The sequence below is a fragment of the uncultured Arthrobacter sp. genome, from assembly GCF_964021775.1.
In the GTDB taxonomy this organism is placed as follows: Bacteria; Actinomycetota; Actinomycetes; order Actinomycetales; family Micrococcaceae; genus Arthrobacter.
The window spans coordinates 1-22640 of the sequence record NZ_CAXHZI010000013.1 but is presented as its reverse complement, the minus strand read 5'-3'; the positions used below and the strand labels follow the sequence as shown (position 1 = coordinate 22640).

Here is a 22640-nt window from a genome sequence, read left to right as displayed (position 1 = left end):
CGTGAAATCCGACTGATTCAGCGCTGAGATTCGCCGCTCGGGTGTGATCTGCACCATGATTGCCGGAGGCAACGGCCCCGAACGGAGGTCTTTAGCCTCTATTCCGCTGGGTCAGGCGCTTGGGGAGCGCCGAGACACCGACGTCTTTCGACAAGCAAGGGGAGCAGTTATGGGTTGGCTGGACCGAGAACGAACAATCGCCCCGCCGGGGTTCAACCGGTGGCTCGTGCCGCCCGCGGCGCTCGCCGTCCACCTGTGCATCGGCCAGGCGTACGCCACGAGCGTGTACAAGACGGCGCTGGTCAAGCACTTCGGCGCCAGCCTGACCGAGATCGGCGTGATCTTCTCGATCGCGATCGTGATGCTCGGCCTGTCCGCCGCCATTATGGGCACCTGGGTGGACAAGAACGGCCCCCGCAAGGCGATGTTCACCTCCGCCATGTTCTGGGCCAGCGGCTTTGTGATCGGCTCGCTCGGCATCTTCACGCAGCAGCTCTGGCTCGTCTACCTCGGCTACGGCGTGGTCGGCGGCATCGGACTGGGTATCGGCTACATCTCGCCCGTGTCCACCCTGATCAAGTGGTTCCCTGACCGCCCGGGCCTCGCCACCGGCATGGCCATCATGGGCTTCGGCGGCGGCGCCTTGATCGCCAGCCCGGTCTCCACCGCGCTGCTGAAGATGTACGACCCCAACTCCGGCGCCAAGGGCTGGATCGCCAGCGGCGACTCGGTCGGCAAGCTCTTCCTGACCCTCGCCGTCGTCTACCTCGCCTACATGCTTTTCGGCGCCTTCACCATCAAGGTGCCCGCTGACGGCTGGAAGCCAGCCGGCTTCGACCCGTCCAAGGTCAAAGCGTCCAAGCTGGTCACCACGGACAACGTCTCGGCGAAGAACGCCGTCAAGACCCGGCAGTTCTGGCTGGTTTGGATCGCCCTGTTCTGCAACGTCACCGCAGGCATCGGCATCCTGGAGCAGGCGGCCCCGATGATCCAGGACTTCTTCCGGAAATCCGACGGCGTGTCCCTGGTCAGTGCCGGAGTCGCCGCCGGCTTCGTGGGATTGCTCTCCATCGGCAACATGGCCGGGCGCTTTGCCTGGTCCGCGACCTCGGATGTCACCGGACGCAAGCGCATCTACATGGTCTACCTCGGCGTCGGTGCGTTGCTCTACACGGTGCTGGCGCTGGCCGGTTCCTCCACCACGGTCCTCTATGTTGCGCTCGCCTTCGTCATCATCTCCTTCTACGGCGGCGGCTTCTCGACGGCTCCGGCCTACCTGCGGGACCTCTTCGGCACCTTCCAGGTCGGCGCCATCCACGGCCGGCTGCTGACCGCCTGGTCTGCTGCCGGCGTCGCCGGACCGCTGATCGTCAACGCCTTCCTGGACGCCCAGGGCAAGCCCGGCCAGCTTAACGCCGCGTCCTACCAGCCGGCTCTGCTGACCATGGTGGCGCTGCTGGTGATCGGCTTTGTGGCCAACCTGCTGGTCAAGCCGGTCGACGCACGATTCCACGAACCCCGCCCTGACCGCGAGCGGTCGGCCGAACCCGCCATGGAGGCCTGAGATGAGCACTGCACACAACCCCGGCGCACCGGCCGCCGTCAAAGCGTCCACCGGCAAACTCGCGGTGGCGTGGGCGCTCGTCGGCGTCCCGCTGGCCTACGGGGTCTACGAGACCCTGACCCGCGTGGCGGCGTTGTTCGGCTGATCCATGACCTTCACCGCGCCTGATCAGTTCACCACCCGCCCCACCCTGCAGGGCACCTTCGGGATGAGTGCGTCCACGCACTGGATCGCGACGGCGGCGGCGCAGGCGGTGCTCGAACGCGGCGGCAACGCGTTCGACGCCGCCACGGCCGGCGCCTTCGTGCTGCACGTCGTCGAGCCGCACCTCAACGGCCCCGGCGGGGACATGACCGGCGTCTTCGTGACGGCGGCAGAGCCCGGCAAGCCGGTGATCCTGATGGGCCAGGGGCCGGCGCCGGCAGCAGCCACGGTGGAACACTACCGGGCCGAAGGGCTGGATCTGGTGCCGGGCTCGGGGGCGCTGGCGGCCGCGGTGCCAGCCGCCGTCGACGCCTGGTTCCTGCTGTTGCGCGACCACGGCACCTGGGAGCTGGACGCGGTCCTGGAATTCGCGATCGGCTACGCCCGTGACGGGCACCCCGTGCTGGGCCGCGTGGGCACCACGATTGCCGCGGTGGCGGAGCTGTTCCAGGAGCACTGGCCCAGCTCGGCCGAGCTCTGGATGCCGGGCGGCCGGATCCCGGCCGAAGGCGAACTGATCCGGAACCCCGCCTACGCCCGGACCCTGGAAAGGCTCATCGAAGCCGGGGCGGCGTTGGACTCTGACGGGTCCCGGGAGGCACGCATCGATGCTGCCCGCAGGGAATGGCGCGAGGGATTCGTCGCCCGCGCGATGGTGGAATCCGTGCAGGCCCCGCATCGGCATTCCTCCGGCACCGATCACCGGGGCGTGCTGGCGTTGTCCGACCTGGCCGGTTTCGGGGCCGGCTATGAGGCCGCCGCCACGGTGGATTTCCGCGGGCACACGATTGCCAAGACCGGGCCGTGGGGACAGGGTCCGGCGCTGCTGCAGACCCTGGCGATCCTCGCCGGGTTCGAGGACCGGTATCTCGATCCGTCCACCGAGCTCGGGGCGCACACGATCCTGGAGGCCCAGAAGCTGGCGCTGGCAGACCGTGAGGCATACTACGGCGACACGGACGTGCCCCTGGAGTACCTGCTGTCCGAGGAGTACTGCGCGGGCCGCCGTGATTTGATCACGGAGCAGGCATCACACGAATTCCGCCCGGGGAAGGTTCCGGGGCTCGAGCCCTACGTCCCGCAGCTGCGGACCGAATACACGCCGCCGGCGCTGGCCCGGAGCAGTGGGGGGTCCGGCCCGGCGGGACTGGGTGTCGGCGAGCCGACTGTGGCGCCGAGCGGGGAAACCCGCGGCGATACCTGCCACATCGACGTGGTGGACCGTTGGGGAAACATGGTCTCCGCCACCCCGTCCGGCGGCTGGTTGCAGTCCTCGCCCGCGATTCCGGAACTGGGTTTCTGCCTCGGCACCCGTCTGCAGATGACCTGGCTGGAGCCGGGCACGCCGTCCACCCTCACGCCGGGCCAGCGGCCCCGCACCACCCTGACGCCGACGCTGGTGCTGCGGGACGGGCGCGCCGTGACCGCGCTGGGTTCGCCGGGCGGTGACCAGCAGGACCAGTGGCAACTGCCGTACCTGCTGCGGACGATCGTGGGCGGCTACTCGCCGCAGCAGGCCGTCGACGCACCAACGTTCCATACGACGTCGATGCCTGGCTCGTTCTGGCCGCGCACTTGGGAGCCCGGCGGCGCCGTGGTGGAGGATCGTCTGGGGCAGGACGTTATCGACGGGCTCAAACGTCGGGGACACGTTGTGACCGTGGCCGGCGGCTGGACGCTCGGCCGGCTTTCCTCCGTCGTCCGCGACCCCGCGACCGGTGTACTGCAGGCCGCGGCCAACCCCCGTGGCGCCCAGGGGTATGCCGCCGGGCGGTAGCCGTTGCGGACTAGGGAGCCGACGGGGACGGTGGCTAGGTGCGGCGCCACGGACCAGAGTGGTTGGGTCCGAAGAATGCGAAGATGACGCGACGGCGAACTCGCCCGTAACGCCTTACTGACCGACCCCTTGCGGAACCGAGATCGCCCGTGTGCGCCATGATCATCTCCCTCGACGGTTGCTGTTAGAGCTGGGCGGGGCTGCTGCGTGTAAGACATCACACCGTTGTTTCTGACTTTGACGTGGCCCGTCGACGGCCGGGGCGCCGGCCTGATCCGGGCCGACTCTCTTCGCGCATCTGATGGTCGCGAGAACGATCCATCTGCTGCTGCACGCCACCGTCACTGCGGGCCGACGCATTCTTGAGCTCGGCGCGCTCCTCAGCATTTGAAGTAGTGGTTTATTTGGGGTGTTTGGTGGGGGTCGAGGTGGGGTGGCGGGATGAACCAGGGGATTCCGGTGCGGAGTTGGATGGTCCATTGTTCTTTGTGGATGAGGTGGTGGTGGTGGGAGCAGAGGAGGACGCCGTTGTCGGTGCTGGTGGTGCCGCCGCGGGACCAGTAGGTGATGTGGTGGGCTTCGCACCAGGTGGCGGGCATGGTGCAGTTGGGGAAGGCGCAGCCTTGGTCGCGGGCGGTGATGGCTTTGCGGATGTGGGGCGGGAAGATCCGGGTGGTGCGGCCGATGTCGAGGATGCGGCCCTGACTGCCGAGCAGGATGGGGATGATGTCGGCGTCGCAGGCGATTTTGCGGATGGTCGCGGCGGTGACGGGGCCGGTGAAGGCCAGGGTCCCGGTGCCGGTGAACCCGAACGGCCCGGCGCCGGTCCCGGGGATGCGGCCCCCGGCGCCGGTGAACCCGGCCCGGGTGCCGCCGATGATTCCTGTGCCGGCGAAGCCGGGCTGGCCCGCGCCGTCGTTAGTGCGGCCGGATGAGTCTATGGCCGTGTCGGGCGAGCCCGGGTCGGTGTTGGTGACGTGTTGGAGGCGTTCGAGGAGGTCGCGGTGGTCGATGGTGACCATGATCTGGGGCCGGTGTCCGCCGGTGGCGGGCAGCCCGCCGGACGCGAGGGCTAGTTTGCAGCCGCCGACCAGGCCGTCGAGGTATTTCTGTGGCCGGGACCGCCAGTCCAGCCCGCCCGGCACGAACCCCTCCGCCCCGGTAACCTCCCCGCCCACGCCCACCTCCCCGCCGCCGTCCGCCCCGGTCACCCCGCCGCCGTTGGCCCCGCCACTGTCCGCCCGGGCGGCCGGGTTGCTGTCGGTGCCTGTGCGGGCGGGGGTGGTGCGGGGGTTGGTGGCGGTGTTCATTACGGTGAGGAGGGTCTCGAATTGTTCGGTGGTGGCGAAGATTTCCAGGTGGTGCAGGCCGTGGCGGGGTTTACGGATGAACGCGCCCTGTAACTGGCGCAGGACCTCCTCGGAAGGTTCGGCGCCGTCCTGGTCGATGGCGTCCAGCCAGCGCCGGGTGACCCGGGCCAGGAAGTCCGGGTCGTGCTCGGCCGCGGTGGCCGTGAGGGAGTGTTCCATCCGGGCGGTCGTGGCCGGGTCACACAGGGGCCGGACCCGGTCCAGGGCCTGGGCGATGATGGTCGCGGACCGGGACGGCACGGTCCCGGCGGCCACGGCGGCGGCGAGTTCCTCATGCAGCGGCGGGAGGATCTGCCCGGTGATCCCGGTCCGCGGCAGGACCGCGGCGGTCAGGGACAGCCGGCGGTGCGCTTCGGTGCCGGTGATCTGCAACCGGTCCCGCAGGAAGTCCCCGCTCTTGCGGTAACCGTCATCCAGGACCGGGGAGTCCGCGGCGGCGGCTTCCTTCCGGGTCCGGTCCACCGCGGCCGCGCCGACAAGCTGCAGGAACTCCACCCCCCGGGCGAGTTCCTCGACCCCGGCGGCGTACTCCGCGGCCTCCGCGAACCCGAACAGCGCCGCGTCCCTAACCGCCGTCGCGCACAACTCCCGCACCTGCCCCAGAACACTCCCCAGCGACGGAACCCCGCACGCGGTATCACCGGCCCGGGAGGCCGGAGAAACGCTGAGAGCTGCACTGGATCCCATGAATCAATCCTGCCAGCGACCTACGACACTAAGAGCGGCACCAGGGCACGCGACGGAACGGCCGGCAAGACCGCCGCGCAGGAGCAGCACGCCCCGCACCACCGGCACCCGCCGGACAGCATCACCGGCCCGGGTGGCCGGAGGAGAGGTGAGAGCTGCACTCGTTCCCATGAACTAAGTTCATCACCGACCTCTGACAGTATTAGCCCCTGCGGAACGCACACCGAGCTAGCGCCCGCAGCAAAACTAAAAGCCTCAGGTCCCGCGCCCCAGCACCCGCGGCCGGCCAAACTGTGTCCGCACTCCGGGCGAAAACAACACCGACTCGGGCGGGCCGGAGACCGTGATGCCCGCTGCTGCGATGAGCTGGTCTTCCAGGGCAGTCAACCGGGCACGGAACAGCGGCCAGGGACTGTGGGTATTGGGAACGTAGAGCGTCTTACCGCGGAAGCGGGTGTGCAGGCCAAACCGGGCTGTGAGGTGGATGGACAGCGGGTCGGTGGCATCGGCGTCGAACTGTGGAGCCACCGCGAAATCGCTCCGCGCCCCGCCCCCGAACCGGCGCACCGAATAGCCGGTCGAGGGGTCCGCAGGGTTTGCCCCCCGGAAGCGGTCACGGGACCACACGTAGGGGATTCCTGCGGCGCGCGCCGCCAGAACCACAGCCAGACGCGAGGCGTCAAGGCTCAGGAAAACAACACCCTTGGTGCCGTCCGGCTCCCGGGAGTAGAGCCGCACATTGATCTCGTTGAAGCTCCCAAAGTAGGGGACCCCGGGTCCTCTGCCCAGGCCGGCACCCTGCATACGGAAGCCGATAAGCCCCACCCACGCTGACCCGTCGAACACGTCCGGGGCCACGCCCTCAGGCATGAACGCAGCTGCAGCCGTCTGAGGGATGCGCCAGTGCAGGAACACCGCGTCCGTCCAGCGCTGGTCCATGATGACCGGTCGGGGCAGCTCCGGCGCCGCTGGCCAGGGATCGGTACCCATCAGGTCACGCCGACGCCGACTGGGCGTCCGCCGCCTGCTCGCCCGCAGGCTGCTTCTGCCAAGGCCAGCGCCCCGTGATCTCGAGCTCAAGGGAGAAGCTCAGGAACGTCCGGATCAGCACGATGATGGCCAGCACGCCCACGCTCTCGAAAGTTGGGGTGACGGCGACCGTCCGGATGATGTCGGCGGCCACCAGCAGTTCGAGGCCAAGCAGGATGGACCGGCCCAGCAGTTGCCGGTAGGAGCGGTACACCGAAAGAGGCTCGGATCCGGCCGGCCGCTGCCGCGGCTGGTAGCCCCGCAACGCCATCGGCAGGGACACCAGGGCGCCGATGACCATCACGGCCACGCCGGCGAAATCCATGAACCGACCGACCGTCTCAATGATGTGCTGAAAATCCATACAGCCCCTCGTTGGAGTTGGGTGTGCAAGGTAGCGGACGCATCAGGGGTGCCGCTCGCCGACGCCGGCCAAGATGGCGCGATAGCCCTCGCGGAAGCTCGGATACTCGAACTCAAAGCCGGTGCCGCGCAGCAGCGCATTGCTCACCCGCTTGTTACCGCCACGCGACGGCTCGCCGCCGCCTGGGCCGCTGCGGCCGCCACGCGACGGCTCGCCGCCGCCTGTGCTGGCAGCCCCCGACGGCGGTTCGGCCCCTAGCGGCTCCGGAAGGCCCAGCTCGACGGCCAGGAACCTCAACACTTCGCCCAGTTCGGCAGGTTCGTCGTCCACGCCCAGGTACAGCGGCGCCGGCTCGGCCGCCATGGTGCACAGGTGCATGATGGCTGCTGCGGCGTCGTCGCGGTGGATCCGGTTGGTGAAGCGGGACTCGGCCGGAATCGTGGCATCGCCGCCGCGCACCTGGTCGATCAGCCGGGTCCGGCCCGGTCCGTAGATGCCGCCGAGCCGCAGCACCACGGGCGAAATTCCGCTGCTGCGGAGCCTGCTGAAGAGGAGTTCCTCGGCCTCGCAGATGATGCGGCCGGAGAAACCGGCGGGGTTCGGCGTCGTCGTTTCGTCCACCCAGCCGCCGTCGGCGTCGCCGTAGACGGCGGTGGAGGAGACAAACAATACCCGCCGGACCGGCGCCCCGGACGCCGCGACGGCGTCGAGCACATGCGCCAGGCCCTGCACGTAGGCCGCCCGGTAAGCCTCCTCGGTGGGGGAGTCCGCCGCTATGGCGACGACGACGGCGGTGGTGTCCGCCGGGACCGGCGGCAGTTCGCCGGAGGTCAGGTCAGCCGCGGCGCCTTCAATTTCGGCCGGCAGTTTTTCCGGCGAGCGACGCCAGCCCACCACGTGGTGGCCGGCCGCGGCAAAGCGCAGGCCGGCTTCGGTACCCAAATCGCCGCAACCGGCCAGCAGTACAGTCATACGGCCCAGTCTGCCAGCAAATACGGTGCGGCGCGGAGCGGGCGAGCCGCTAACGCGCCGGAACTGCCTGGCTGACTGTGGGAGTTGGTCGCGGTCCGGATGGAACCGTAGGGCGGTAGTGGGAGGCGAAGTTGATCAACATCACCGCCACGATGATTACGAAGACGAACTGCAAGATCGCCCCGAAACAACTGGACCGCTTCGATCGGCCGCGGGGTCTGCGCTTCCGCGGCGTCGTGGCAGCCGCTGCCGGCCGCGACCGCCAGTGCCGTAGGGACGCATCGGGCGCGTCGGCCGGCACCGGCTGTCCGGGGGTGAATTGTTGTGGGATGAACTGCGCCGTGGTGAGGAGCCGGGGACTCGTGGTGCCGCCCAGCAGTTGCTGCAAGTAACCGTGGACAGTGGGCACCAGGGACGGGTCCAGGACAGCGGGGAGCGCGGCCACAGCCTGACCGAGGGTGTTCAGTCCTTCGATTCTTATGCCGCTGGTGGTTGTGCCGCGGAGCTCCGGCTGGCCCACCAGACAGATCCACCCTTGCACCAGCCGACGGTGGTTCGGCTCCAGGAGTGCCGCAACCGCCGCGCTTTGCTGGAGCACGCCCGCGATCTCCGGTTCCCGGGAGTACCCGTTCTGCCGAAGGTTGCCCGCCCAAAGGCGGACTTCACCGCTCCAGTTCTTCGCATCCACGACCAGAATGCCGCCGGGGCCGACAAGTACGTGGTCAAGGTTGGCTTTTGGCCGGCCTGGCCAATGAACGTCGTGAAGGACCAGCCAACCATAGGGTTCGAGCTCTTTGATTTTCTCCGCCACCAAGGCCTCGCCGGCTGCGCCCACGGACCAGGCATGAGCATTCCGCTCTGCCTTCTCCAACTCTCGCCGTAGCCGCGTGACGCGTTCTGCGGCGAGTCGGGACTGTTCGGCGGCGCCGTCTCCTGCGGCCATGGCTTCCCCCAAAGTAGCTCTGGCAATACCCCGCGCCCGGACGGGGGCGGCGATGGCAGACACCATATGCCAACACGGGGCAATTTTCCCAGTCAAGTTCGGGGCCCGGAAGTCCGTCGCCGCGCTCGGCAACCGCGCCCGGCAACCGCGCCCGCGCCCGGCTACCGCGCCGGAATGGGGAAGAAGACCCGGGGGTCCTGCAGCAGGGCCGGGTAGTCGAACTCGCGGCGCGGCAGGATTTCGTTGACCTGGAAGTTGCGGGCAAACACGCCATCCACGGTAATCGGACGGCCCTGGACCTCTCCGACGGCGAAGGACTGGCCACCGTCGAACGGGATTGCCACCACGGACTTCCCGGGCAGCGTAGTGAAGGCCTCTTCTTGGGCCTGGCGCTTGCGGGTGGGCTTCTTCACCAGCGGCTTGGCCGGGCGCTTGCGGGCGTTCTTGTCCGGCCGCCGCGACCCGTTGTCCGCGTAGACGAACTGGTATTCGTCGTCCCCGGCAGCGTTCGCTGCCTTGCCGCGGACCGGCGGCAGGCTGATGGTGTCGAGCTGCTGCGGATCGGTGTCGGCCAGCGGAAGACGGAGAACCCACATGCGGTCGCCGGCAGGATCCTCCGGCAGCAGCTCGTGCTTGGGTTCGGGCCACACGTACTCCAGATCCGGATCCGTGCCCGGGAACACCTCGCTGTAGAACCGCTGGTCCTTGGCGAGCAGCCGGGAGCGGTGACTCAGGTGGAACTCCGGGTTTCCCAGCCAGTACGGCATCGGGATCTTTGCGGCATAGTCGGGATGCGCGGCCTGCGGAGCGAACTCCATGATCTTCTCGCGCGTGGTGTCCTCGCCGCCGCGCGCGGTCCATTCGTCCACCATGGCCAGGCCGTACATGGTCAGCGCCGGGACGTGGCCCATCCACATCCGGACGGCCGGGTGGGACTGCCAGCCGTACTCGGGAATCACCAGCGCGCGCAGCATTTGCAGCGCTTCGACACGCTGCTTGCCGAGCCGCACGCGATCAAGGGCCGCGGCGCTCTGCTGGAAATCGGGGAAGGGGAGGAAAGTCTGCATCTCTCCAGTTTGGGGCCACGGGGCCGCAACGCCAATTGCTGGGGCTCCCGGGTGAGCGTGTTCACATTACGGATAGGTACAGACAGTTCCCAGCCCGGAGACCTATCATTTACGGCAAGCACCCCAGCTGCACGGAAGACCCGCCATGACCCTTGAATCAACGGCGCCCTTTGCGCCCAAGTACGGACAAATGCTCGGCCCGGAAGCCAACGGCATCCTGGTCCTGGAAGAATTCACCCTGGACCCCGCCGAGGCCCGCAAGGAACAGCACGGATTCCGCGCCGCCCTCGCCTCGGTGGCCCTGACCATGCGCCGTCTGCTGGCGTTCCGGCTGTTTATCGCCCTGGTGGCGATCGCCAACCTGCCGCTCTTCCTGCTCTCCAGCGGCTGGGAAATTTACGCGGTCTCCCTGACGCTCGTGGTGGCCGTCCACGCGGCCGTGTCCTGGCTGAACCGGCATGAACCCCGGCTCCGGCAGCGCCGGATGCTCGAACTCCACCTGCACCGGGAACGCAGCGACAACTACCGCAAGGTCCGCGACGCGGTGAAGTACGTCATCGACACCCCCGCCCGGATGAATGAACAGCTTTACCTCGAACTCCTCGCAGCCAAGCGCGTCGCGCTGCACCTTGCGCAGGGCACCGTGGCCCTGCTGGATACCAGCGACGACGCCGCCTGGAAGGTGCGCATCGTCCGCGAACTGCCCCGCACCGTCTGAACAGCATCGTCTGGACTGGATCGTCTGCCCGGATCGCCTGAAGCGGACGGTCTGAAACTTAAACGACGACGCCGGCGCATCCCCCAAGGGCGCCCCGGCGTCGTCGTTTAATCAGCTGGCGCTGCCCTAGGCGGGGAGCTGCAGGACCTGTCCGGCCAGCACGAGGTCCGGGTCGCTGATGGTGGCCGCATTGGCGTCGGCCAGGGCCTGCCAGCCGCCATGGATATCGAGCTTCTTGGCGATCTTGCTCAGGCTGTCGCCGCTCTTGACCGTGTAGGTCTCGCCGCTCAGCGCCACCGGGGCGGCGTGCCGCGGCGCGGCCTGGACCTGCGCGGCCTGGGCCTGCACGGGGGCCGCCTGGACCGGAACCTGCTGGACCGGAACCGTCTGGACCGGCGCCTGCGCGGCCGGTACGGAAGCCGGAGCCGCTGCTGCGCCGCCGCTCAAGCCCAGCTTGGCAGAGCAGGCCGGCCATGCACCCCAGCCCTGGCTGGCCTGGACCTTCTGGGCCACGGCGATCTGCTGTTCGCGGCTGGCGTTGGCCGCCGAGCCGGTGCCGCCGTTCGCTGCCCAGGTGCTCTGGGTGAACTGCAGGCCGCCGGAGAAGCCGTTGCCGGTGTTGGTGCTCCAGTTGCCGCCGCTCTCGCACTGGGCGAGGGCGTCCCATGTGGAGGTGGTCGTGGCGGTGGGGGTGGCCGCGGTCGCTGCCGTGGCGGAAAGGGCGACGCCGGCGACCGAAACGGCGGCCAGGGCTGCTCCGCGGCGCGCGACAGTAGTGAGGGTTGAAGTCTTCATGGATTCAGCTGCTCCTGAGGGCCACCGGCGCTCGGTCCGTCCCCGGACGTTATCGCGTCACTGCCCGCCCCTGACATATAGAGGTCATCTGCGGTGTCTGCCGATCGGGCAGTTCTTGGTGGAGGCAGCACCGGGCATGCATTTGCCCGCTTCGGGGCGTCCATCCACGGTAGGACAATCTGGGGGCCCGGAGCAACCCGCGGTTAAGAAAGCCACAGCTCAGCCGCCCAGCACGGCCGCTAGGTAGGGGGCGGTGCGGCTCTTCTTGGACCGCGCGACGTCGGCGGGTTCGCCGGCGGCGATAATCTTGCCGCCGGCGTCGCCCCCGGCGGGGCCCAGATCGATCACCCAGTCCGCGGCGGCCACCACGTCCATCTCGTGCTCCACCACCACCACGGTGTTGCCGGCGTCCACCAGCCGGTGCAGCTGGGCCATCAGGAGTTCGACGTCGGCGGGGTGCAACCCGGTGGTGGGTTCGTCCAGCAGGTAGAGCGAGTGGCCGCGCTGGGCGCGCTGCAGTTCGGTGGCGAGCTTGATCCGCTGGGCCTCGCCGCCGGAGAGCTCGGTGGCGGGCTGGCCCAGCCGGAGGTAGCCCAGGCCCACCTCGCGCAGGGTCTGCAGGGCCCGTGCGGCGGCGGGGACGTCGGTGAGGAACTCGGCGGCCGCGTTGACCGTCATGCCCAGCACCTCCGCCACGTTCTTGCCGCGGTAGCTGACCTCCAGGGTCTCGGGGTTGTAGCGGGAACCGTGGCATTCCGGGCACGGGCCGTAGCTGCCGGGCAGGAACAGCAGCTCCACAGCCACAAAGCCCTCGCCCTGGCAGGTTTCGCAGCGTCCGCCGGCCACGTTGAAGGAAAAGCGTCCGGCCCCGAAGCCACGGGCTTTGGCCTCGTCCGTAGCGGCGAATTCCTTGCGGACGGCGTCGAACAGCCCGGTGTAGGTGGCCAGGTTGGAACGCGGGGTACGGCCGATCGGCTTCTGGTCCACCTTCACCAGCCGGTCGATCTGCTCCAGCCCGGACACCGGCCCCACGCTCAGCGGAGCGGTGGACTCCCCGGCATCGTCGGCTTCTTCCGGGGCGGCCGCGGCCTCGGAGTCCGGGTGCAGCCAGGAGTTGGCCACCTCGGCGAGGACCTGGCTGACCAGAGTCGACTTGCCGGAGCCGGAGACGCCGGTGACGGCGGTCAGCACCCCGAGCGGGAAATTCGCATCAAGGTTTTGCAGGTTGTGGCGGCTGATGTCGCGCAGTTCCAGCCAGCCGGCCGCCTCCCGGCGGGCGCCGGATCCGGAGCGTGCGCCGGCCCCGGAACGGCCCCCGTCGCCGTCCCCGCCGCCGTCGGCCGTGGTCCCGGTGCTCTCCGGAAACAGGTACGGCCGCGTGACGGAGGCCTCCACCTCGGCGAGGCCGGCCACCGGGCCGCTGTAGAGCACCTCGCCGCCGCCCTCGCCGGCGCGCGGACCCACGTCCACCAGCCAGTCGGCGCGGCGCACCACGTCCATGTTGTGCTCCACCACGAACACCGAGTTGCCGGAGGACTTGAGCTGGTCAAGGACCGCGAGCAGGGGTTCGGCGTCGGCCGGGTGCAGGCCTGCGGAAGGCTCGTCGAGGACGTAGATGACGCCGAACAGCCCGGAACGCAGCTGGGTGGCGATCCTCAGGCGCTGCATTTCGCCGGGGGAGAGGGTGGGGGTGGAACGGCCCAGGGCCAGGTACCCCAGACCGAGATCCAGGAGCACCGTGACGCGCTGCAGCAGGTCCCGGGTGATGGCGACGGCCACCTCGTTGGACTCCCCGGAAGACTGCTTCCGGGACGCGGTCCCCGCCCCGGTGAGCTCGGTGGTGGGGCGGATGATCGCGGCCAGTTCGGTCATCGGCACGGCGTTGAGCTCGGCGATGGTCTTGCCGGCGAACGTCACGGCGAGCGCCTCGGGCCGCAGCCCGCTGCCGCCGCAGCGCGGGCACGGGCCGGTTTCCATAAAGCGCAGGACCTTCTCGCGCATGGTGGTGCTCTTGGAGTCGGCGAGGGTGTGCAGCACGTAGCTCTTCGCGCTCCAGAAACGGCCCTTGTAAGGCTTGGCCACGCGATCGCGCTGCGGCGTCACTTCCACCACGGGCTGCTCCTCGGTGAAGAGGATCCAGTCGCGGTCTTTCTTGGGCAGCTTCCGCCAGGGGGTGTCGACGTCGTACCCCAGATGGGTGAGGATGTCGCGCAGGTTCTTGCCCTGCCAGGCGCCGGGCCAGGCGGCGATCGCGCCGTCGCGGATGCTCAGTGAGGTGTCAGGGACCAGCGAGGATTCGCTGATCGTGTGCGCGATGCCGAGACCGTGGCACTCCGGGCAGGCGCCGGCCGCAGTGTTGGGGGAGAACGCGTCCGAATCCAGCGAGGCGGCGCCGTCCGGGTAGCTGCCGGCGCGGGAGAAGAGCATCCGCAGCGAGTTGGACAGGGTGGTGACCGTGCCCACGGTGGACCGCGAACTGGGGGTGCCGCGGCGCTGCTGGAGCGCGACGGCGGGCGGCAGGCCGGTGATCAGCTCCACCTTCGGGTTGTGGCCCTGCTGGATCAGCCGCCGGGCGTAGGGCGCCACGGATTCGAAGTAGCGGCGCTGGGCCTCGGCGTAGATGGTGCCGAAGGCCAGGGAGGACTTCCCGGAGCCGGAGACGCCGGTGAAGGCGACGATCGCGTCACGGGGCACGTCCACGTCCACGTTGCGCAGGTTGTTTTCCCGGGCGCCGCGGACCCGGACGAAGCCGTCCGTGGGGTGGTCCGGCACCAGGCCGGCGGGATCGGAAGCCTGCTGAGTATTGTGCATCTGTTCGACTCTATCCGTCCTTGCTCCCGGCGGGCATATCCTTACCGAATGGAAACTTACGACGGCGGCGCCGCTGCGCCGCAGGCAGAGCGAGGGGCTGGGCCGCAGGCAGAGCCGGAGGCCGAGCCCCAGGCTGAGGGGGTCCCGGAGTTCGCCGAGGTACCCGAAGGGGTCCACGGGGCACTGCCGGTCGCGGAGCTGCACCTGCACATCGAAGGCACGCTGGAGCCGGAACTGATTTTTGCGCTCGCGGAGCGCAACGGCATCACGTTGCCCTACGCGGACCTGGACGAGCTGCGCGCCCGGTACGAGTTCACGGACCTGCAGTCGTTCCTGGACCTGTACTACGCGAACATGGCGGTGCTGCGGACCGAGCAGGACTTCGCCGACATGACCCGCGCGTACCTGGCGCGGGCCGCCACGGCCGGGGTCCGGCACGCCGAGATCATGCTGGATCCGCAGGCGCACCTGTCCCGCGGGGTGTCCCTGGCGACCTGCGTGAACGGCGTGGCCACCGTGCTGGCCACCTCGCAGCAGGAGTTCGGCATCTCCACCCTGCTGATCGCCGCGTTCCTGCGTGACCTGTCCGAGGAATCGGCGCTGGAGGTGCTGGAGCAGCTGCTCGCCATGGACGCGCCGATCGCCGGGATCGGGCTGGATTCGGCCGAGGTGGGCAACCCGCCGTCGAAGTTTGAGCGGCTCTTCGCCCGGGCCAAGGAGGCCGGGCTGCGGCGGATCGCGCATGCCGGCGAGGAGGGCCCGCCGTCGTACATCATGGAGGCACTCGACCTGCTGGGCGTGGAGCGGATCGACCACGGCATCCGCTGCATGGAGGACCCGGAGCTGGTGGAGCGCCTGGTCCACGAGCTGATGCCGCTGACCGTCTGCCCGCTCTCCAACGTCCGGCTCCGCGCGGTGGACACGCTGGCCGAGCACCCGCTGCCGGGCATGCTCGCGGCCGGGCTCAACGTCAGCGTCAACTCGGACGACCCGGCCTACTTCGGCGGGTACGTGGATGACAACTTCGCCCAGCTCAAATCCGTGATCGGGCTCTCCGAGTTCGACTGCGTGCGGCTCGCGGCCAACTCCATCCGGTCCTCCTTCGCGAGCGAGGAACGCAAGACCGAGCTGCTGGCCGAACTGGCCGCCTCGGGCCGCTAACCCCCTTAGACGTCGATGCTGTCCATGTGCGGGTAGCGCGCGCCGGCCGCGACGCCCGCCGGAGCCAGCTCATCGAGCCGGGCGAGGTCGCCCGCGGAGAGCTCGACGTCGACGGCGCCCAGGTTCTCGCGCAGCCGTTCGCGCTTCTTGGTCCCGGGGATCGGCACGATGTGTTCGCCCTGGGCCAGCAGCCAGGCGAGGGCCAGCTGCGCCGGGGTGCAGCCCTTCTCGGTGGCGAGTTCGGTCACCCGGTCCACGAGTGCCAGGTTGCGGGTGAAGTTCTCGCCCTGGAAGCGCGGCGAGTGGCGGCGGAAGTCGTCCGCGGCAAAGTCGTCCTCGCTGCGCAGCTGCCCGGTGAGGAAGCCGCGGCCCAGCGGGCTGTACGGGACAAAACCGATGCCGAGTTCGGCGAGCACCGGGAAGATCTTGGTCTCCGGCTCGCGCTCCCACAGCGAGTATTCGGTCTGCAGGGCGGTGATCGGGTGCACGGCGTGCGCGCGGCGGACGGTGTCGGCGCTGGCTTCGGAGAGGCCCAGGTGCCTGACCTTGCCGGCCTGGACCAGCTCGGCCATGGCGCCGACGGTCTCCTCGATCGGCACCGTCTTGTCCACCCGGTGCTGGTAGTACAGGTCGATGTGGTCGACGCCGAGGCGCTGCAGGCTCGCGTCGCACGCGGCCCGGACGTACTCGGGCTTGCCGTTGATGCCCACCCATGACCCGTCCTCGCGGCGCTCGTTGCCGAACTTGGTGGCCAGTACGACGTCGTCGCGGCGGCCGGCGATCGCACCGCCCACCAACTTTTCGTTGGTGAACGGGCCGTACATGTCCGCGGTGTCCAGCAGGGTTCCGCCGGCGTCGAGGAAAGCATGGATGGTGGCGACGGACTCCTGCTCGTCGCCCTGGCCGTAAAACTCGCTCATGCCCATGCAGCCCAGTCCAAGGGCCGAGACGGTGAGTGAGCCGAGGGTACGTGATTCCATGGGGATCTCCTGAACCAGAGGGGGATGGGATGCCGCGGATCGGCCTCCAGACGGGCGGGACCGGGGAGGCGGCGGTCAACCCACTCTAGCCAGCTTGCTTGCCGCGGGCAACGGTTTTGTGCAGCCGCAGGATCACGGCGGTGAGGGCGGTGACGGCCGCACACACCGCGGTTCCCCACAGGATGTCGGTCACCGCCACCACGGCCGGGAAGTCCTTGAGGATGGCGAACGCGGTCAGCGCCCAGGTGGCGTAGGTGAAGAAACCGAACAGGGCCGCTCCGGCCACCCGGCTCCGCAGCGTGGCGCCGGGATCGTTGGGCCGGACGCCGTAGTGCACGATGCCCACGACGTAGATGACATAGAACAGCACAGCGCCCAGGACGTTGAAGCTGGCGGGGAGCAGGTCTCCGATCTGGCTGCGGTATTGGTTGTTCGCCACGGTAATGATCCAGAGGGCGTCGATTCCGGCGAAGACGACGGCGGCCACTGCGTAGGCGAGCAGCCACTTTTTGGTGGGACCGGTCATGGTGGCTCCTCGTGTCAGCAATGCGCGGGCGTTCCCCGAAGTATAGGCGGCGGCCAGTCAGGGCTGCGTTTCCCGGGCATTGAACAATACTGGTGGTGACGGGGAACGAACCCGGCTTTGCGCGCCAGCTTCCGGCGACGCCTGTGAAAGGAACATCCTGATGAAAGAATCTGACCGCAAAGCCCTCGCCGTCATACCCGTCGTCGTGTTGGTTGGGGCCGTTCTGGCGGTGGCCGGCAGCCAGGGCGGCGCCGTGGCCGGCGGGATTCCCGTCTTCGCGCTGGCCGTCGGGGCCGCCTTCCTGATCCAGTGGCTGGCGTTCATCCCGGCGTTCGTGGCGCAGACGGAGAAGTTCTACGACCTGACCGGGTCCCTGACCTACATCGCCGTCACGCTGCTGCTCGTCCTGCTCACCCCGGGCATCGGCGCGCGGGGATTGTTGCTCGCGGGCTTGGTGCTGGTCTGGGCGGTCCGGCTGGGTACGTTCCTGTTCCGGCGGATCAGCCGGGCCGGCAAGGATGACCGCTTTGATGACATCAAGCCTTCCTTCGTCCGTTTCCTCAGCGTGTGGACCATGCAGGGCATTTGGGTGGCGTTCACCGCTGCCGCCGCGTGGGTGGCAATGACGTCGGCGCACCAGGTTGCGCTGGATGGCTTCGCTATAGCCGGCCTCGTGGTGTGGGTGGCGGGCTTCGGCTGCGAGGTTTTGGCAGACTCCCAAAAGTCCCGGTTCAGTGCGGACCCCGGCAACAAGGGCAAGTTCATCTCGACAGGGTTGTGGGCTAAGTCCCGGCACCCGAACTACTTTGGCGAAATCCTGCTTTGGATCGGCGTCGCGATCATTGCCTTGCCCGTTCTGCAGGGGTGGCAGTGGGTTGCCCTCATCTCGCCGGTGTTTGTGGCCCTGTTGATCACCAAGGTCAGTGGCGTGCCGCATCTTGAGAAGAAGGCCGACACCAAATGGGGCGGCCAGGCCGACTACGAGGCTTACAAGAAGAACACCCCGGTGCTGATTCCCCGGCTCTAGCCGCGTAACTGGGCTCGGCGACGGTCGCCCGGGCCGTCACAGTGGGTCACGACACACGGAGTTAACCCCCGTCCAGTCGCTATAGCCGCCGAACCTTGGCAAAATGCAGGTGGATCAATTGCTTCTAAAGGAGACCCATGGGCGCGAACGCTGCGGAAAACACGAACCTTCGGCTTAAGGCTGTGCTGGACGTCCTGGCCGAGGGGGTCTGGTCGGGCGAGAAGCTGAACGCCGGCGTCGTGCTGGGCGAGGCGATCGCACGGGTACCCCTCAACGACCATGAGCGTGAGCTGCTCAGCGGCGGCATTCCCCGCGGCCACAAGGCGCTCACCAGCGCGACGGCCAAGCTGGTCAAGGCCGGGTGGCTGGTCAAGGGCCGGTCCGGCTGGACCATCACCGAGGACGGCCAGCGCGCCACGGTTGCCTTCGCCGACCCCGCCGCCTTCACCGCAGCGCTCGACGCCGGCACCCCGGTTCCGGCCGACACCCCGCTTCCCGCGGCGCCCGCCGGGGCAGCAGCGGGGAAGCCGGCGCCCAAGGTGGCCCCGAAGGCCGTCAAGGTCGCGGAGAAGGTGGCCGACAAGGCTGCCAAGCTGGTCGAAGAGGCCGTAGCTCCCGTCGCCAAGGCGGTCCGGAAGCGCAAGTCAGCGGACAAGGCCGCTGCTGCTGAAGAGGCGCCCGCCGCCCCGGCCGCCACCGCCGAGACCATCGAACAGCCTGTCCAGCAGCCCGAAGCGGTGGCCGTCGCCGGCGACTTTAACGTCCTGCTCGGCGCACCCGCCAACTGGGCCCCGCAGTACGACGAGGCCCAAATGCAGCTGGACGCGGTGGACCAGCTCTGGAAGATCGCCGCGGAACTGCCGGCAGGTTCCTACAGCTTCAAGATCGCGATCAACCGCTCCTGGGATGAGAACTACGGCGCGTTCGGCCACTTCGACGGCGCCAACCACGAGGTGCACCACCGCGGCGGCCTGCTCGTCATCCACTACGACCACCGGACCCGCGACATCGTCATCGACTAGGCGCCCTGCGGGGCGATACAGGACCCGTAATAAGCAGCGCGGGGTCACTCATGGCCTGTCCCGGTCTCCGGGATGGGCGCTGAGTGGCCCCGCGTTGCTTAAACAAAAACCGCGGCTCAGAACCTGGAGGGGTCCGGCGTCGGCGGAACGGGCGGCGGCGGAACCGGACCCGGATCAGGGATCGGCAGCGGACCCGGCGCCGGTCCCGGCTGCGGGCTTGGCGTGGGTGCGGGGCCCGGCCCCGGCGGCGGCGTGGGTCCCGGATCCGGCGGGAACGGATCGCCGGGCTGCGGCTCCGGCGACGTCGGCCCGGGCTCGGGCGGAAACGGGGACGGCTCGGGCGCTGGTGGAATGGTCATGGCTCCGATTATCGACCCGTCACACCGGAGAGGGAAGGTGGCAGGGAAGAACGCGGTTAGTTCTGCGCCGCGATCGACTTGTCCCGGTCCTCGAACACGTCCTCGCCCGGGCCGGAGAACGCCCGGGAGCGCTGTACCGCCTCGATCGAGCCGGTGAAAAGTTGCGAGTCGTGCGGGTCGGAGGGCAGCCGCGCGGCGGTCTCGTCGGCCGCTGAGAGCTTGCCCGGACGCCGGGCAGCGGGCCTGGCAGCGGGCCGGGCCGGGTCCGCGGCGGACGGCATGGATTCGAGCCGGACGTGCGGCAACGCCGTCGGGTATTCCTGCTGCAGGAAGAGCACCAGCTCCTCGCGGATCAGGCAGCGCAGGTCGAAGAGCGAGGCGCTGTCGCCGGCGCTGACCAGGATGCGGACCCGGACAAAACCCGCCGTCGCGTCGGTGATCTGCAGGATGCCCACCCGCTCGTCCCAGAGTTCGGTGGAGGCGAGGACCTTCTTCAGCTCGGCCCGCATGGCCTCCACCGGTGCGCGCCAGTCAAGGTCGAACTCCACCGTGCCCATCACCTCGGACTGGCGCCGGGTCCAGTTTTCGAACGGGGTGGTGGTGAAGTACGTGGACGGCAGGATCAGCCGGCGGTCGTCCCAGATGTGGACCACCACGTAGGTCAGGGTGATCTCCTCGATCCGGCCCCATTCCTTTTGCACCACCACCACGTCGTCCACCCGGATCGCGTCCGTGAAGGCCAGCTGGATGCCGGCGAAGACATTCACCAGGGAGGTCTGCGCCGCCAGGCCGGCCACAATCGAGATCACGCCGGCGGAGGCCAGCAGCCCCGCGCCGAGGGCCTGGATGGCCGGGAACGTCAGCATGATGCTGCCCAGCGCCACGATCGCGATCAACGCGACGCCGATCCGCCGGGCCAGGATGACCTGGGTGCGGAGGCGCCGGGCACGCCGGTTGTCCGCCACGTCCACCCGGTACCGGGTCAGGACCATCGTCTCGATGATCAGCAGCACCGCGATCGCCAGCCAGGCCACCGACCCGATCAGCGCGATCACCAGGGCGTGGTCCACGTTGCGGCGCCACTCGGCGTCGTCGGTGGTCAGGGCCAGCGCGATACGGACTGCGATCAGGCACAACGCGAAGCGCAACGGCAGCCGCGCCACCCGGGAGGTCTCACGGAGAGCCTCCTGCTTGCGGTTGAGCCGGAGGACCACCCGGCGCACCAGCCAGGAGGCGATCAGGCCGGCGGCCACGGCCAGGGCCACGGCGAGGAAGGGCATGGCGGAGGTCAGAAAGTCTTGCACCCTTCAAGGTCTAGCAAGCTTCGCTGATCAACTGAAATCGGTGGAATGTCAACGTGGGTCTGGTCACCCCAACGCTCCGGCGCCGGTCCCGGGCCGCCGCCGCGCCCCACCGGGCGCCGATTCGGGACCTAAGCCCCTAGGATCCGCGGCGCAAAGCCCCAGAATAGTGCCACCACTTGCATCTCAGGGGGAGGGTGACATGAGCCATAGGGCATCGTTGGCCACAGCCGGTTCCGCCGCGTTCTGCGCGGCGCTTTTCTTGTCCGGCTGCGGGTCGCCAGCGGCGGCGCCGGCCACCACCGCGCCGGGCACGACGACGGCCTCCGCCACGGCGAGCCCCTCGCCGACGAGCGCCTCGCCAACGACCGTGTCACCGTCACCCTCCAGCACCACCGCCCCCACGTCCACGACGACGGTGCCGGCGGCCTGGAAGTCGTACACGACGTCGGACGGGACGCTGACCTTCGACTACCCGGCGACCTGGTCGGTCAAGGAGGTCGACGGCGCGGCGGCGCTGGTGAGCGACTACGGCAAGACGATGGCGCGGCTGCGGACGCAGGTGGGGCCGGGCCCGGCGTGCACCACGAAGTCCCAGTTCATGGTCTATGACTCCGCACCGATTCCGGCCCTGGCGCAATCCGGGACCACTCCGAGGTTTACCTACGAGGCCCGGGTCAACGGCACCGCGGCGGATCCCTCAAAGCCGAACACCTTCGCCTACGGCATCACTGCGGCGCCCGAACCGACCGGAACCGAGGCCTGCCCCATCTCGCACGTCTTCCCCTGGCCGCCGCGCTCGGCGTCCTTTGGCGGCATCTACGACCCGTTCGACACCACCCCCGGCAAACCGATGCACGTGGACACTCCCGAGGTGTATAAGGACACCACCGAGTACAAGTACATCAAGCAGGCCATGATGTCCCTCCGGCCGGCAGGGAAGTAACCTGCCGGTGGGACATGCTCGGCAGACGGCGGGTACCGCCCTGGGCCTGGTCCTGCTGCTTGGCGGCTGCGCCGCCCCGGGCGCGCAGCAGGAGAGCCCGCAGGCACAGGGCACCCCGTCCGCAAGCGACCCGCCGGGCAGCACAAGCGCCGGGACCGGCACACCGTCGGAGGTAACGCCGTCTGAGGTAACCCCGTCCGGCGTGACGCCGTCGGGCGTGACGCCGTCGGGCTGGCAGACGTTCACAACGTCGGACGGGCTGTCCTTCGACTACCCGCCGGACTGGACCGCCAAAGATCCGGGCGGTGACCTCGGCGGAGCATTCGTGGATGTCACCAACGCGGACGGGAAACCGATGGCCCAACTGCGCACCAACATCGTCACCGGGGCGGAGTGCACCGTGCAGTACCCGTACCAGGTTTACGATTCACAACCGCTCCAGGCCTTGGTGGAACCGGGCAGCGCGGACCGGGGAATGCCCCGTTACGTATACGAATCCCGCGGTGACGGCACCGGACCGGGGCCGGCGCAGAACACCACGGCCGCGTACGGGATCACCATGATGCCTGAAGAGACCGGGCCGTTAGCCTGCCCCATGTTCCATCTTTTCCTGTGGCCGCCCAGCGGGGCATTGTTCGGCGGCACCTACAACCCGGCGAACAACCTCACCCCGGGCCCGGCGGCATTGCCCTACCTGGAGAAAGCCAAGCGCTACGCGGCCACGCCGGAGTACCAATCGATCCGCACGATGATCACGTCGCTGCGGCCGGCGGGCTAAACGGACGCTCCCTCAGCTCTGGTGGTGTCTTCCGGGACGTTCCCTCAGGTCTGGTGGTCTTGCCCCGGACGTTCCCTCAGCTCTGGTGGTGTCTTCCGGGACGTTCCCTCAGATCTGGTGGTGTCTTCCGGGACGTTCCCTCAGCTCTGGTGGTGTCTTCCGGGACGTTCCCTCAGCGTTGTCCGCCGGATGTGAGGGGGCGTCGGGTCCGGGGGTGCCGGATGTGAGGGAGCGTCGGG

General features: G+C 68.9%; 21 protein-coding genes. 9 read left to right on the top strand and 12 right to left on the bottom strand.

Annotated features, from left to right (window positions below; translation table 11 throughout):
- Nucleotides 1–169 precede the first annotated feature (169 nt).
- The 3 genes from ABIN76_RS11930 to ABIN76_RS11920 are packed head-to-tail and all read left to right on the top strand — an operon-like array spanning nt 170 to nt 3545.
- The gene (locus ABIN76_RS11930; RefSeq protein ID WP_346959906.1) at nt 170–1564 is read left to right on the top strand and encodes an OFA family MFS transporter; all 1395 of its coding nucleotides are present in this window, start codon (nt 170–172) and stop codon (nt 1562–1564) included.
- Between the two features lies 1 nt (nt 1565).
- Nucleotides 1566–1709, top strand: coding sequence for a hypothetical protein (locus tag ABIN76_RS11925; RefSeq protein WP_346959905.1), 144 nt, complete (start codon nt 1566–1568; stop codon nt 1707–1709).
- Between the two features lie 3 nt (nt 1710–1712).
- Nucleotides 1713–3545, top strand: a complete 1833-nt coding sequence (locus ABIN76_RS11920; RefSeq protein ID WP_346959904.1) for a gamma-glutamyltransferase — start codon at nt 1713–1715, stop codon at nt 3543–3545.
- A gap of 380 nt (nt 3546–3925) precedes the next feature.
- Here the strand turns inward: ABIN76_RS11920 and ABIN76_RS11915 are convergent, their stop codons facing one another.
- The 6 genes from ABIN76_RS11915 to ABIN76_RS11890 form a co-directional block, all read right to left on the bottom strand.
- Nucleotides 3926–5602, bottom strand: a complete 1677-nt coding sequence (locus ABIN76_RS11915; protein WP_346959903.1) for a DUF222 domain-containing protein — start codon at nt 5600–5602, stop codon at nt 3926–3928.
- Nucleotides 5603–5857: 255 nt separating this feature from the next.
- Nucleotides 5858–6592 (bottom strand): DUF2071 domain-containing protein, encoded by a 735-nt coding sequence (locus ABIN76_RS11910; RefSeq protein ID WP_346959902.1) that lies wholly within the window; start codon nt 6590–6592, stop codon nt 5858–5860.
- 4 nt (nt 6593–6596) lie between these two features.
- Nucleotides 6597–6995: a DUF1622 domain-containing protein gene (locus ABIN76_RS11905; RefSeq protein WP_346959901.1), complete on the bottom strand. Its 399-nt coding sequence runs from the start codon at nt 6993–6995 to the stop codon at nt 6597–6599.
- 42 nt (nt 6996–7037) lie between these two features.
- Nucleotides 7038–7967, bottom strand: coding sequence for an SDR family oxidoreductase (locus tag ABIN76_RS11900; protein ID WP_346959900.1), 930 nt, complete (start codon nt 7965–7967; stop codon nt 7038–7040).
- Nucleotides 7968–8016: 49 nt separating this feature from the next.
- Nucleotides 8017–8910 carry a nuclease-related domain-containing protein gene (locus ABIN76_RS11895; protein WP_346959899.1) on the bottom strand — a complete coding sequence of 298 codons (894 nt, stop codon included), beginning with the start codon at nt 8908–8910 and terminating at the stop codon, nt 8017–8019.
- 161 nt (nt 8911–9071) lie between these two features.
- A complete protein-coding gene (locus ABIN76_RS11890; protein WP_346959898.1) occupies nt 9072–9977 on the bottom strand; it encodes an MSMEG_6728 family protein in 906 nt (301 codons plus the stop codon).
- 145 nt (nt 9978–10122) lie between these two features.
- Between ABIN76_RS11890 and ABIN76_RS11885 the strand changes: the two genes are divergently transcribed.
- Nucleotides 10123–10695, top strand: coding sequence for a hypothetical protein (locus ABIN76_RS11885; RefSeq protein ID WP_346959897.1), 573 nt, complete (start codon nt 10123–10125; stop codon nt 10693–10695).
- Nucleotides 10696–10821: 126 nt separating this feature from the next.
- Here ABIN76_RS11885 and ABIN76_RS11880 read toward each other — a convergent pair whose 3' ends face one another.
- The gene (locus ABIN76_RS11880; RefSeq protein ID WP_346959896.1) at nt 10822–11490 is read right to left on the bottom strand and encodes a transglycosylase family protein; all 669 of its coding nucleotides are present in this window, start codon (nt 11488–11490) and stop codon (nt 10822–10824) included.
- A gap of 219 nt (nt 11491–11709) precedes the next feature.
- A complete protein-coding gene (uvrA, locus tag ABIN76_RS11875; RefSeq protein WP_346959895.1) occupies nt 11710–14301 on the bottom strand; it encodes an excinuclease ABC subunit UvrA in 2592 nt (863 codons plus the stop codon).
- A gap of 48 nt (nt 14302–14349) precedes the next feature.
- Here uvrA and ABIN76_RS11870 point away from each other — a divergent pair, with 48 nt between their 5' ends.
- A complete protein-coding gene (locus ABIN76_RS11870; protein ID WP_346959894.1) occupies nt 14350–15462 on the top strand; it encodes an adenosine deaminase in 1113 nt (370 codons plus the stop codon).
- Nucleotides 15463–15467: 5 nt separating this feature from the next.
- Here the strand turns inward: ABIN76_RS11870 and ABIN76_RS11865 are convergent, their stop codons facing one another.
- Both ABIN76_RS11865 and ABIN76_RS11860 read right to left on the bottom strand, forming a co-directional pair.
- On the bottom strand, nt 15468–16442 hold the full coding sequence (locus ABIN76_RS11865; RefSeq protein ID WP_346959893.1) for an aldo/keto reductase: 975 nt from the start codon (nt 16440–16442) through the stop codon (nt 15468–15470).
- An 85-nt stretch (nt 16443–16527) separates the two neighbouring features.
- Nucleotides 16528–16968, bottom strand: a complete 441-nt coding sequence (locus ABIN76_RS11860; RefSeq protein ID WP_346959892.1) for a DUF2177 family protein — start codon at nt 16966–16968, stop codon at nt 16528–16530.
- 160 nt (nt 16969–17128) lie between these two features.
- Between ABIN76_RS11860 and ABIN76_RS11855 the strand changes: the two genes are divergently transcribed.
- Complete coding sequence (locus ABIN76_RS11855) at nt 17129–17995, top strand: DUF1295 domain-containing protein (RefSeq protein WP_346959891.1); 867 nt, start codon at nt 17129–17131, stop codon at nt 17993–17995.
- Between the two features lie 137 nt (nt 17996–18132).
- The gene (locus ABIN76_RS11850) at nt 18133–19017 is read left to right on the top strand and encodes a glycosidase (protein ID WP_346959890.1); all 885 of its coding nucleotides are present in this window, start codon (nt 18133–18135) and stop codon (nt 19015–19017) included.
- A 415-nt stretch (nt 19018–19432) separates the two neighbouring features.
- Here ABIN76_RS11850 and ABIN76_RS11845 read toward each other — a convergent pair whose 3' ends face one another.
- Nucleotides 19433–20680, bottom strand: a complete 1248-nt coding sequence (locus ABIN76_RS11845) for a mechanosensitive ion channel domain-containing protein (RefSeq protein WP_346959889.1) — start codon at nt 20678–20680, stop codon at nt 19433–19435.
- 183 nt (nt 20681–20863) lie between these two features.
- A complete protein-coding gene (locus ABIN76_RS11840) occupies nt 20864–21121 on the bottom strand; it encodes a hypothetical protein (RefSeq protein ID WP_346959888.1) in 258 nt (85 codons plus the stop codon).
- Here ABIN76_RS11840 and ABIN76_RS11835 point away from each other — a divergent pair.
- Both ABIN76_RS11835 and ABIN76_RS11830 read left to right on the top strand, forming a co-directional pair.
- The gene (locus tag ABIN76_RS11835) at nt 21096–21623 is read left to right on the top strand and encodes a hypothetical protein (protein ID WP_346959887.1); all 528 of its coding nucleotides are present in this window, start codon (nt 21096–21098) and stop codon (nt 21621–21623) included. The genes ABIN76_RS11840 and ABIN76_RS11835 overlap by 26 nt on opposite strands.
- A gap of 7 nt (nt 21624–21630) precedes the next feature.
- Nucleotides 21631–22401: a hypothetical protein gene (locus ABIN76_RS11830; RefSeq protein WP_346959886.1), complete on the top strand. Its 771-nt coding sequence runs from the start codon at nt 21631–21633 to the stop codon at nt 22399–22401.
- Nucleotides 22402–22640: the final 239 nt, after the last annotated feature.

Excerpts from the sequence above, each read along its gene's own strand:
- ABIN76_RS11930 (WP_346959906.1), top strand. The coding sequence starts at position 170 with ATGGGTTGGCTGGACCGAGAACGAACAATCGCCCCGCCGGGGTTCAAC.
- ABIN76_RS11925 (WP_346959905.1), top strand. The coding sequence starts at position 1,566 with ATGAGCACTGCACACAACCCCGGCGCACCGGCCGCCGTCAAAGCGTCC.
- ABIN76_RS11920 (WP_346959904.1), top strand. The coding sequence starts at position 1,713 with ATGACCTTCACCGCGCCTGATCAGTTCACCACCCGCCCCACCCTGCAG.
- ABIN76_RS11915 (WP_346959903.1), bottom strand. The coding sequence starts at position 5,602 with ATGGGATCCAGTGCAGCTCTCAGCGTTTCTCCGGCCTCCCGGGCCGGT.
- ABIN76_RS11910 (WP_346959902.1), bottom strand. The coding sequence starts at position 6,592 with ATGGGTACCGATCCCTGGCCAGCGGCGCCGGAGCTGCCCCGACCGGTC.
- ABIN76_RS11905 (WP_346959901.1), bottom strand. The coding sequence starts at position 6,995 with ATGGATTTTCAGCACATCATTGAGACGGTCGGTCGGTTCATGGATTTC.
- ABIN76_RS11900 (WP_346959900.1), bottom strand. The coding sequence starts at position 7,967 with ATGACTGTACTGCTGGCCGGTTGCGGCGATTTGGGTACCGAAGCCGGC.
- ABIN76_RS11895 (WP_346959899.1), bottom strand. The coding sequence starts at position 8,910 with ATGGCCGCAGGAGACGGCGCCGCCGAACAGTCCCGACTCGCCGCAGAA.
- ABIN76_RS11890 (WP_346959898.1), bottom strand. The coding sequence starts at position 9,977 with ATGCAGACTTTCCTCCCCTTCCCCGATTTCCAGCAGAGCGCCGCGGCC.
- ABIN76_RS11885 (WP_346959897.1), top strand. The coding sequence starts at position 10,123 with ATGACCCTTGAATCAACGGCGCCCTTTGCGCCCAAGTACGGACAAATG.
- ABIN76_RS11880 (WP_346959896.1), bottom strand. The coding sequence starts at position 11,490 with ATGAAGACTTCAACCCTCACTACTGTCGCGCGCCGCGGAGCAGCCCTG.
- uvrA (WP_346959895.1), bottom strand. The coding sequence starts at position 14,301 with ATGCACAATACTCAGCAGGCTTCCGATCCCGCCGGCCTGGTGCCGGAC.
- ABIN76_RS11870 (WP_346959894.1), top strand. The coding sequence starts at position 14,350 with ATGGAAACTTACGACGGCGGCGCCGCTGCGCCGCAGGCAGAGCGAGGG.
- ABIN76_RS11865 (WP_346959893.1), bottom strand. The coding sequence starts at position 16,442 with ATGGAATCACGTACCCTCGGCTCACTCACCGTCTCGGCCCTTGGACTG.
- ABIN76_RS11860 (WP_346959892.1), bottom strand. The coding sequence starts at position 16,968 with ATGACCGGTCCCACCAAAAAGTGGCTGCTCGCCTACGCAGTGGCCGCC.
- ABIN76_RS11855 (WP_346959891.1), top strand. The coding sequence starts at position 17,129 with ATGAAAGAATCTGACCGCAAAGCCCTCGCCGTCATACCCGTCGTCGTG.
- ABIN76_RS11850 (WP_346959890.1), top strand. The coding sequence starts at position 18,133 with ATGGGCGCGAACGCTGCGGAAAACACGAACCTTCGGCTTAAGGCTGTG.